The 9,444-nt window shown below is 68.5% G+C and carries 3 protein-coding genes; 1 reads left to right on the forward strand and 2 read right to left on the reverse strand.

The features are described from left to right. The first annotated feature begins 235 nt into the window (after positions 1-235). Positions 236-3,124, forward strand: a complete 2,889-nt coding sequence (locus CPH93_RS02695; RefSeq protein ID WP_096211809.1) for a helix-turn-helix transcriptional regulator — start codon at positions 236-238, stop codon at positions 3,122-3,124. Between the two features lie 42 nt (positions 3,125-3,166). Here CPH93_RS02695 and CPH93_RS02700 read toward each other — a convergent pair whose 3' ends face one another. Together CPH93_RS02700 and CPH93_RS02705 are read right to left on the reverse strand one after the other, a co-directional pair. Next, positions 3,167-4,396 (reverse strand): nucleotide disphospho-sugar-binding domain-containing protein, encoded by a 1,230-nt coding sequence (locus CPH93_RS02700; protein ID WP_159394950.1) that lies wholly within the window; start codon positions 4,394-4,396, stop codon positions 3,167-3,169. A gap of 701 nt (positions 4,397-5,097) precedes the next feature. Then, positions 5,098-9,441, reverse strand: coding sequence for a type I polyketide synthase (locus CPH93_RS02705; protein WP_096211811.1), 4,344 nt, complete (start codon positions 9,439-9,441; stop codon positions 5,098-5,100). Positions 9,442-9,444 lie beyond the last annotated feature (3 nt).

Here is a 9,444-nt window from a genome sequence, read left to right on the forward strand (position 1 = left end):
GGGCTTCGGAAACGCCGAATGTGACCGTGTCAGATACGGAAACTCGCGGCGCCCAGAGCTCCGTTTTCGGCCATCATTGCGACATCCGAAGTGAACCATTCCTGTCGGTCGAGGTGCCGCGTACCAGCGGAATTTACATTTCTGTCGCTCGCCGATCGCGGTGACCGCATTGGATCGAATCCGCTTGCTATGTTTGCGAAGCTGGTCTGGATATGGTCGTACACCGGGGGGAAAGATGGAAGCGCAGCAGACTCATCAACTAGTGGAACGCCAGGCCGAGTTGGCCGAGCTGTCGGCGTTACTCGCCGATGCCGGGGCGGGCCGGGGAAGCGTCGCGCTGGTCAGCGGACCAGCGGGAAGCGGGAAAACTCAATTACTCCAAAGCTTCTGCAAACAAGCGGCTAACTCCAGCGCATTCTTACTGACCGCAGTGGCATCACGAGCAGAATGTGAGCTACCGCTTGGCGTGATGGACCAGCTCTTCCGATGCGAGACACTGCCCCCGGATTTCCGCCGCCGGGTGAACGCACTCCTGGCCGATGAGCTCTCCGCCAACCACGCGGCGGGCGCCGATCCCGTCATGATGAACCAGCCGAGCATCACGGTGGCCAACGAGCTGCGGTCCCTCCTGCTGGAGCTGAGCGAGCGCGGCCCCGTCGTGGTGAGCATCGATGATCTGCAGTTCGCCGACGGCCCCTCACTCCAGATGCTGCTGTTCCTGCAGCGCCGGATGAAGTCGTCCCGCCTGCTGTTGTTGCTCGCCGAGCTGTCAACGGTGCGCTCGCCCCATCCGGTCTTCCACGCCGAGCTGTTCCGGCAGCCGAACTGCCGCAAGATCCGGCTCGACATGCTCACCCGCTCCGGCGCGCACACCATGATCGCGGCACGACTGGGCCCCGCCAAGGCGCTGGAACTCACCGATCCGTACCACGAGGCTTCCGGCGGAAGCCCGCTCTTCCTGTCCGCGCTGCTGGACGACTACCAAGCGATACACCGCCTCGCCGGACGGCTCGAAACCGAGCCCGCCGTCTCCCAGCCGGCCTTCCGCAACGCGCTGACCGACTGTCTGTATCTCGCAGAGCCGGCGGCCTTTGACGTGGCACGAGCGGTGGCCGCACTGGGCACCGTCAGATCGTCCGTGCTGATCGGCCACATCCTCGGCTTGAACACCGCGACCGTGGAGCACGCGATTGCCTCGCTCACCGCAACCGGGCTGCTCGACGCGGAGGGCTTCCGGCACCCTGCCGCGCGTACGGCCATTCTTGAGGAGATGGCACCCGAAGCCCGACACGAACTGCACCTGCGGGTCGCGACCGCGCTCCAGAACGACGGGGTGCCACCGGTCGCGGTGGCCGAACAACTCGTTGCGGCGGGCACGGCGCCCGAAGCGTGGATGATCAACGTACTGAGGGACGCGGCGCATTCCGAACTCGCCGCCAGCAGGACCGGAATGGCCTGTGAATACCTCGATCTCGCGCTGAACAACTGCCGCGACAGCCGGCCGCTGGCCGCGCTCACCGCGGACCGCATGCGGATCGAATGGCAGAAGTCACCGCTGAAGGCCATGCGGCATGCGGAGCGATTAATGGAGGCCTCGCAGGGTGGACACCTGACCGGCCAGGACACCGGCCTGCTGGCCCGCAGTCTGCTGTGGCACGGCCGCTACCGCGAGGCCCGCGAAACGCTCACCCGCTGGGAGGCGAACGGCACCGCGTCCGACCGCGCGGAATCCGAGGAACTGGCAGCCCTCACCGGCTGGATGGCGTACTCATTTCCCGCGCTGCTGACAGAATCAGCCGGCTCGGCGGCCACCCAGGAGGCGGACACCGGTCCCGATTCGGTGCGTCCCTTCGGGCGCCAGGCGGTCAGCCTGCTCTCCCGTCTGCTGGCAGACGGCCCCGGCGACGAGGCCGTGACCAACGCCGAAGGGATCCTGCACAGCGTCGGCCTGGGCACCGCGACCCTGGACTCGCTGCACGCCGCGCTGCTCACCCTGATCTGCGCCGACCGTCCGGACCGAGCCGCCGCCTGGTGTGAGGAGCTGCTCAAGGAAGCGGAGCAGCAGGGAGCGTCGACCTGGCAGGCGGCGTTCGCGGCGGTACGCGCGGACGCGGCCTTCCGTCAGGGCGACATGGCCACCGCCGTGAAACAGGGCGAGGCCGCGCTCTCCCAACTGCCCGCTGCCGCCTGGGGTGTGGTCATCGGCGGCCTGCTGGCGAACCTGATCCTCGCCACGACCATGATGGGGCAGCACGACAAGGCGGTGAAGTACATCAGACTGCCGGTACCGGACACCATCTTCGAATCCCGGTACGGCCTCCACTACCTCTACGCGCGCGGGCACTTCCATCTGTCGACGGACCGGCCCGCGGCCGCGCTCACCGACTTCGAGAGCTGCGGCCGGTTGATGGAGGCCTGGGGACTCGACCTGCCGTCCTTGATCTCCTGGCGCAGTGGCGCCGCGGAAGCCGCGCTGGCCCTTGGACTCAAGAGCAGGGCCAGGACGCTCATCGAGGAGCAGCTGACCCGTCCCGGAACGCAGCAGCCCCGCACCCGGGGGGCGTCACTGCGGCTGCTGGCCGCGGCAGGCGGCGTCGAGGACCGCCCGGCGCTTCTGCAAGAGGCCGTCTCCCTGCTCCAGCCGGACACCGGACGCTTCGAACTCGCCCGTGCGCTGGCCGATCTCAGCGCCGCCTACCACGAGTTGGGCGAGCACGACCGGGCGCGCGAGACGGCTGAGCGTGCCGCCGACATGATGGAGTCGTGCCACATACCCTCGGAGTGGGCACAGCCGCTGCCGGTCGTACGCCCCCCGCACGCCACGCCAGCGGTCGCGTCCGCCGGCCCCTCGCGGCCGGCCGGGCCCGGCGCATCCGATGCCCAGGGCGGGCCGCAGAAGGGCCGGAAACCGGTCGGTGTCGATGCGCTGAGTGACGCGGAGCGACGCGTCGCCGAACTCGCCGCGCAAGGGGTGCCCAATCGGGCGATCGGCCGGAAGTTCTTCATCACGGTAAGTACCGTCGAGCAGCACCTCACCAGGGTCTATCGCAAGCTGGATGTCAGCCGGCGTAGCGATCTGGCCGCGAAGCTGCATGTCTCCCCGCCGGAGGCCGAGTCCGCCTGAACACCTTCCGGGAGCGCTCGGGGCCGGCCGGGGCCCGTCCTACTACGGCTCGTAGATCCACTCCAGATAGCGCTCGATCTCGTCCGCCGCGCGCCGCGCACCCCCGGCGCGGCGCGCCTCCCGCTGGAGTGCCCGCACCCGGCAACGGGTGTCCAGGTCGCCGAGGAGGGTGAGGAGCGCGTACACGAGCTGCTCGGGTGCGGCTGCCTCGGGCGGCAGCTGCACCCCGAGCCCGAGTTCCGCCACCCGGTCGGCCACGGCCCGTTCGCTGTCGGACCTCGGCACGGCCACCAGCGGTGTATTGAAATACAGGGATTCCATGACGTTGTTCAGATCGGGATGGCAGATATAGGCCGCCGCCCAGCGCAGCACCACAGCGCGCGGGGCCCGCACCTGCACTTCGACGTTGGGCGGCAAATCCTCCCCCTGCGGCCAGCCGTCCACGTCACCGTCCGTCGTGACCACCACGTGCAAGGGGTGCCTTGCCAGGGCATCCACGACATTTTGCAGAAATGCCGGGCCCGCGTCGAAGAGTTCGGGGTCGAGCGCGAGAAACACGACGGGCAGCCCGTTCGCGGGCGGCGACCAGCGCTCATCCATACGGCGTTCCGGGATGCAGGGCCCGACGAACGCAACCCGGCTGTCGAAGAGATCCCCGTCGGCTTGAAAAGCCCTGGGCAGCAAGGCGATCGACAGGGGTTCGGCCCGTGTATAAAAGTCACCCGCCGATACACTCGGGTGATCCGCCGGCGAAAGAAACCGCGCCAGCCGTTTGCGGGTGTACTCGGGAAGACCTGCTCTCCACACCTCGGCTCCGGCCTCACGGGCCGGAGCGTCGTCATGAACCAGGGCGTCGGGCCAGGCGAAGGAAGGAAAGATCTGCACCGCCGGCCGGTTCCAGCGACAGGTCAGCAACCGTGCGACGATCCGGTTCGAGGTCTCGTACAGCACGAGATCCGGAACATCGTCGGCGAAATCGGCACAGATCTCTTCCAGGCAGTCGAGGGTGCCTTCCACGCCGGAGGGGTCCGCCCTCCCCGCACACTCCCTGGGCTCGGCGTGCGGGCCATAGGCGGGGCAAGGCTGATGGACCAGAACGTCGACGCCGAGGGCGACGGCCTGCGCGGCGAACTCCTGGGTGGTGAGGTACGTGATCCGGTGATCCCTGCGGTGCAGCTCTTGCACGATGGGCAGCATCGATCGGGTTCGCGCCTCGTCCGGCGCACTGACCACAACGATGTCGTATCGCGACGAGGAGGGAGTCTCGGCCATGAAGGCGACACCCCCTCGCGGCACCTGCGCGGGATGCCGCTCGTCGTTCCCCGCGGCACCCGGGCGAATTTCCACGGGGATCACTTGATCCGGTATCAGCTCGCTGAAGATGAGATCGTCCTGTGGTCAGGCGCCGGAGCGTACCACGCATACGGCGCTATGCGAATACAGTCGACCGATTTCCTCCGGAGCCACCACAGTAACGCCCCGGGACCCCTGGACAACAGCCGAATGCACAAGGAAATATCGCACTCCCGAGACAAACCTTCATCCCGGTTCTTTAATCTCTTACGAGAGGGTATTTGGCACGGAATAGTCTACGGTGAACGTTCCGCAATACCTCCTCGCCTTGGTGTCGTTGACGGTGGTTGTAGTGGTAGTCCTTGAGCAGGAACCTTGTCTTGCTGTGGAGCCCAGCAGCGGGCGTGCGTTTGCCTGGGGCGCATTCACTGTAGGCGAATTCATCGGACGCGATAAAGCCCTTACCACCCCTATGGGGTCGGCATTGTTGACTTCACGCCACACAATTCGAGAAGTTGGCCGAGTTGCACCGGACGCGATCACCACGCCCTTCGGACCGGTGCACAGATCGCACGTACGAGAAATGCGCAACGCAGCAGCCCAAAGCCCCGGTGCGCATGAGGAGCGCGACCGGGGCCAGGGGGTATGGGGGGTATGGCTGTATGGGGGTGTCGTACGGGTCAGCCGTCCGTGCGTGCGGAAACCCACTTCTCGACGGCCTCGGCCGTGGTCCCGGCCGAGCTCTCCAGCAGGGTGAAGTGGTTTCCGGGGACCTCGCGCAGGGTGTGCGCGGCCGGCCAGGAAGCGCGCCAGTCCGCATCCTTCCCAGGCGTCTCCGGCACTGCCTCGTCGTCGGTCTGCCCGGCGAACGATTCCGTCGGCCGTACGAACAGCACGGGTGCGGCGACCGGTTGGGGCGCGCACCGGGTGATGAGCGAGCTGTACCGGCCCATCGCGGACAGCCGGGTGGCGGTGAAGGCGCCGAATGCGTCCTCGCGGTCCAGCATTCCCGACAGCATCTCTGCCCAGAGGCCGTCACTGGACGAACCCGGCCGGCTGACCGCGGCAGCGCCAGCGGAGGCGTCGAAACCGGCCGAACCGTTCGCCGCACCTGAACCGTCCGCGTCGGTGGCGTCTTGGTCCTTGTCGGCAGGCAGGTAGGTGTCCAGCAGCACGATCGCGGCGGGCCCCGGACCTTCCTTCTCCAAGCGGCTGGCCGTGGCATGCGCGAACTGGCCGCCCGAGGAGTAGCCGACCAGAACGTAGGGCTCGTCGCCTGCCAACTTCCGTACGCTCGCGGTGAAGTGGTCGACGACTGCGTCCACGGATGCCGGCAGCGACTCGCCGTCCACGAAACCGGGCGAGGTCACCACATGTACGTCACGCACGTCACGGAAGTGGGCGGCCAGCCGCGCGTACTGCTGGGCTCCGGCGAGCGCCATCGGCGACGGGAAGCAGATCAGGGCCGGGCCATGAGGTCCACGGGCCAGGGTGACCGGCTCCCCCACGACGGGCAGTTCGGCTGCGGTACGGAAGGAGGGACGCAGATCGGCCACCGCGTTGAGCAGCGCCGTGCCCGCCGCCATTTTCCCTTCCCGGACCGCGGAGCGGAAGAGCTCGCTGAGTGTCTCCTCGCCCGGCGTGCTCAAGCGGCTGGTGGCGAGAGCCGGTGTAGGTGAGCCAGAGGCGCGTGCAGACAGTACGGGAGCCAGTTCGGCACGCACGTACGCGGCGAGCCGGACGGGGCTGCCGTAGTCGAATACCGCTGCGGCATGGAGCTCCAGCCCGGTGATCTGGCTCAGGCTCTTCCGCAGCTCCGTCGCGGAGAGTGAATCGACGCCGGCCTCCAGGAATCCACGCTCCGGGTCGACGTCGCCGGCGGAGAGGTGGCCCAGGACCACCGCGGCGTGCTCCACCACTACTTCGGTCAGCAGCTTCTCCTGTTCCTCCTCGGGGAGTCCGGCCAGCCGTGCGTACAGCCGCTCCTTGGCTGCCCCGTCGGAGCGCTCCGGAACGGGCGGCGTATCGAGCCCGTCGGTGACGGCCCCGCCGAACAGTGCGGGTGAGTCGATCCAGTAGCGGCGGCGCTGGAAGGCGTAGGTCGGAAGATCCACTTCGCGGGCGCCGCTGCCCGCGTAGAGTCCCCGCCAGTCCACCACGGCCCCGCCGGCGTACAGCTGCCCCAGGCTGGTGAGGACCGCCCGTGCGTCGTCCCGCTTCTTACGCATCGTGGGCAGCACCCGCACCCGCTCGGCCTCGCCGGGGTCCAGGCACCCTTGCACCATCCCTGACAGCACCGCGTCGGGGCCGATCTCGACAAACCGCGTGGCGCCGCGCGCGAGGAGGGTCCGTACGGCGTCGGTGAAGCGGACCGCTTCGCGGGCGTGGGTGACCCAGTATTCGGGGGTGGTCAGCTGTCCTGGTGCGGTGGTGCGGCCGGTGACGTTGGAGACCAGGGGGATGCGGGGCTCGGTGTAGGTGAGGGCTGAGGCCACGGTGCGGAAGTCGTCGAGCATCGGGTCCATGAGCGGGGAGTGGAAGGCGTGCGAGACCTTGAGGAAGGACGTCTTGCGGCCCTGTGCCCGGAGGGTTTCGACGATGGTGTGGACGGTCTCCTCGGCGCCGGAGACGACGGTGGCACGGGGGCCGTTGACGGCGGCTATTGCTGCGTCCTGGGCGCCGTCGAGGAGTGCGCGGACTTCTTCCTCGGTGGCTTCGAGGGCTGCCATGACGCCGCCCTCGGGCAGGGCCTGCATCAGCCGGCCTCGGGCCGCCACCAGCGCACACGCATCCGCCAACGACAGCACCCCGGCCACATGAGCCGCCGTGATCTCACCGATCGAGTGTCCGGCGACCACGTCAGGGCGTACGCCCCAGGACTCGACGAGCCGGAACAGCGCCGTTTCGACTGCGAAGAGGGCGGGTTGGGCGTACTCGGTGCGGTCCAGGGGTGCGCTCTCCGGGGATCCGTCCTGCACCTGCTTGTCTTGCACCGGCCCGGCCCGCTCCGGCTCGTCCCGCTCCGGTCCGGCCTTCGTCGGCTCGTCCGCTGCGAACAGCACGTCCTTCAGGGGGCGTTGGAGGTGGGCGTCAAGGTGTTCGCAGGCCTCGTCCAGTGCCAGTGCGAACACCGGGAAGGCCTCGTACAGCTCGCGTCCCATCCCGGCTCGCTGTGCGCCCTGGCCGGTGAAGAGGAAGGCGGTCTTGCCGCCCGGTCGGGCCACTGCCCGGACGAGCCCGGCGGTCGAAGCGTCGTCGGTCAGGGCGCGCAGCCCGGCAGCCAGCTCCGTACGGTCGCTGCCCGCGATCACCGCACGGTGTTCCAGCTGCGCCCGCGTCGTCGCCAGCGCGAGCCCCACATCCGCCAGACCGGGAGCATCCGCACGTTCCAGCAGGTCCAGCAGGCTTGCCGCCTGGGCCCGCAGGCCGTCCGCGCTCGCCCCGGAGAGCGGCCACAGCACCGGCACATCGGTCGGCCATGATCCGGTGGGGACGGCATCTGACTGACCCTGACCGTCCGCCAGGGCCTGCGGGGCGCGTGGAGTCTGCGGGGCCGGTGAGGTCTTCGGCGCCTGCTCGATGATGACGTGCGCGTTGGTGCCGCTGATCCCGAAGGACGACACCGCCGCGCGCTTCGGCCTCCCCGCCTCCCACGGCCGGGACTCCCTCAGCAGTTCCACGCCACCCGCGGACCAGTCCACCTTCGACGACGGCGCATCCACATGCAGCGTCTTCGGCAGCACACCGTGACGCATCGCCATGACCATCTTGATGATCCCGGCGACGCCTGCCGCGGCCTGCGTGTGCCCCAGGTTCGACTTCACCGAACCCAGCCACAACGGATGCCCCTCCGCACGGTCCCGCCCGTACGTCGCCAGCAGCGCCTGGGCCTCGATCGGGTCACCGAGCACCGTGCCGGTACCGTGCGCCTCCACCACATCAACCTGGTCCGACGACAGCTGCGCATTCGCCAACGCCGCCCGGATCACACGCTGTTGGGACGGACCGTTCGGTGCGGTGAGGCCGTTGCTCGCACCGTCCTGGTTCACGGCGGAGCCCCGTACCACCGCCAGCACACGGTGACCATTACGCCGTGCATCCGACAACCGCTCCACCACCAGCACGCCCACACCCTCGGAGAACCCGGTGCCGTCCGCCGCCTCGGCGAAGGACTTGCAACGGCCATCAGGCGCCAGGCCACGCTGCCGACTGAAGTCGACGAAAGTTCCCGGTGTCGACATGACGGTGACGCCCGACGCCAGAGCCAGGGAGCACTCCCCGTTGCGCAGCGCCTGGCCCGCCAGATGCAGCGCCACCAGCGATGAGGAACACGCCGTGTCCACCGTCACCGCAGGGCCCTCGAAACCGAAGGTGTACGCGACGCGGCCCGAGACGACGCTGCCACTGCCGTAGCTGTTGATGTAGTCGTGGTACATCACTCCGGCGAACACGCCGGTCTTGCTGCCGCGGAGAGCTGAGGGATCCAACCGCGCATTCTCCAGCGCTTCCCAGGAGGCCTCCAGCAGCAACCGCTGCTGCGGATCGATGGCGCGGGCGTCGCGCGGCGCCACTCCGAAAAATGCGGCGTCAAAATCGGCGGCGTCGTAAAGGAATCCGCCATGGCGGGCATACGACGTTCCGTCATGTTCAGGGTCGGGATCGTAGAGCGCTTCGATGTCCCAGCCCCGGTCCTCAGGGAACCCGGAGATGGCATCCCCGCCTTCGGAGACCAGCCGCCACAGGTCTTCGGGGGACCGGACACCGCCCGGATAGCGGCAGGACATTCCCACGATGGCCAGCGGCTCTCGCGAGGCGCTGGTCAGCTTGCGGTTGTGTTCGCGCAGCCGCTCGGTCTCCTTGAGCGATGTCCTGAGGGCGTCGACGAGCTTCGCCTCGGGACGCTCTGACTGCGGAGGCCGACCGGCCTGGCCGGCCTGGCTTTCCTTGCTGGGGCGGCCGGGGCGCTCGGCGCGACTCGGGGTGTGGGAGCTGCTGGACGTATGGGGGTGACTGGGCTGGGTCATGGC

The sequence above is a fragment of the Streptomyces sp. 2323.1 genome, from assembly GCF_900221035.1.
Taxonomy (GTDB): Bacteria; Actinomycetota; Actinomycetes; order Streptomycetales; family Streptomycetaceae; genus Streptomyces; species Streptomyces sioyaensis.

Coding starts and splice junctions, on each gene's coding strand:
- CPH93_RS02695 (WP_096211809.1), top strand. CDS start 236: ATGGAAGCGCAGCAGACTCATCAACTAGTGGAACGCCAGGCCGAGTTG.
- CPH93_RS02705 (WP_096211811.1), bottom strand. CDS start 9,441: ATGACCCAGCCCAGTCACCCCCATACGTCCAGCAGCTCCCACACCCCG.
- CPH93_RS02700 (WP_159394950.1), bottom strand. CDS start 4,396: ATGGCCGAGACTCCCTCCTCGTCGCGATACGACATCGTTGTGGTCAGT.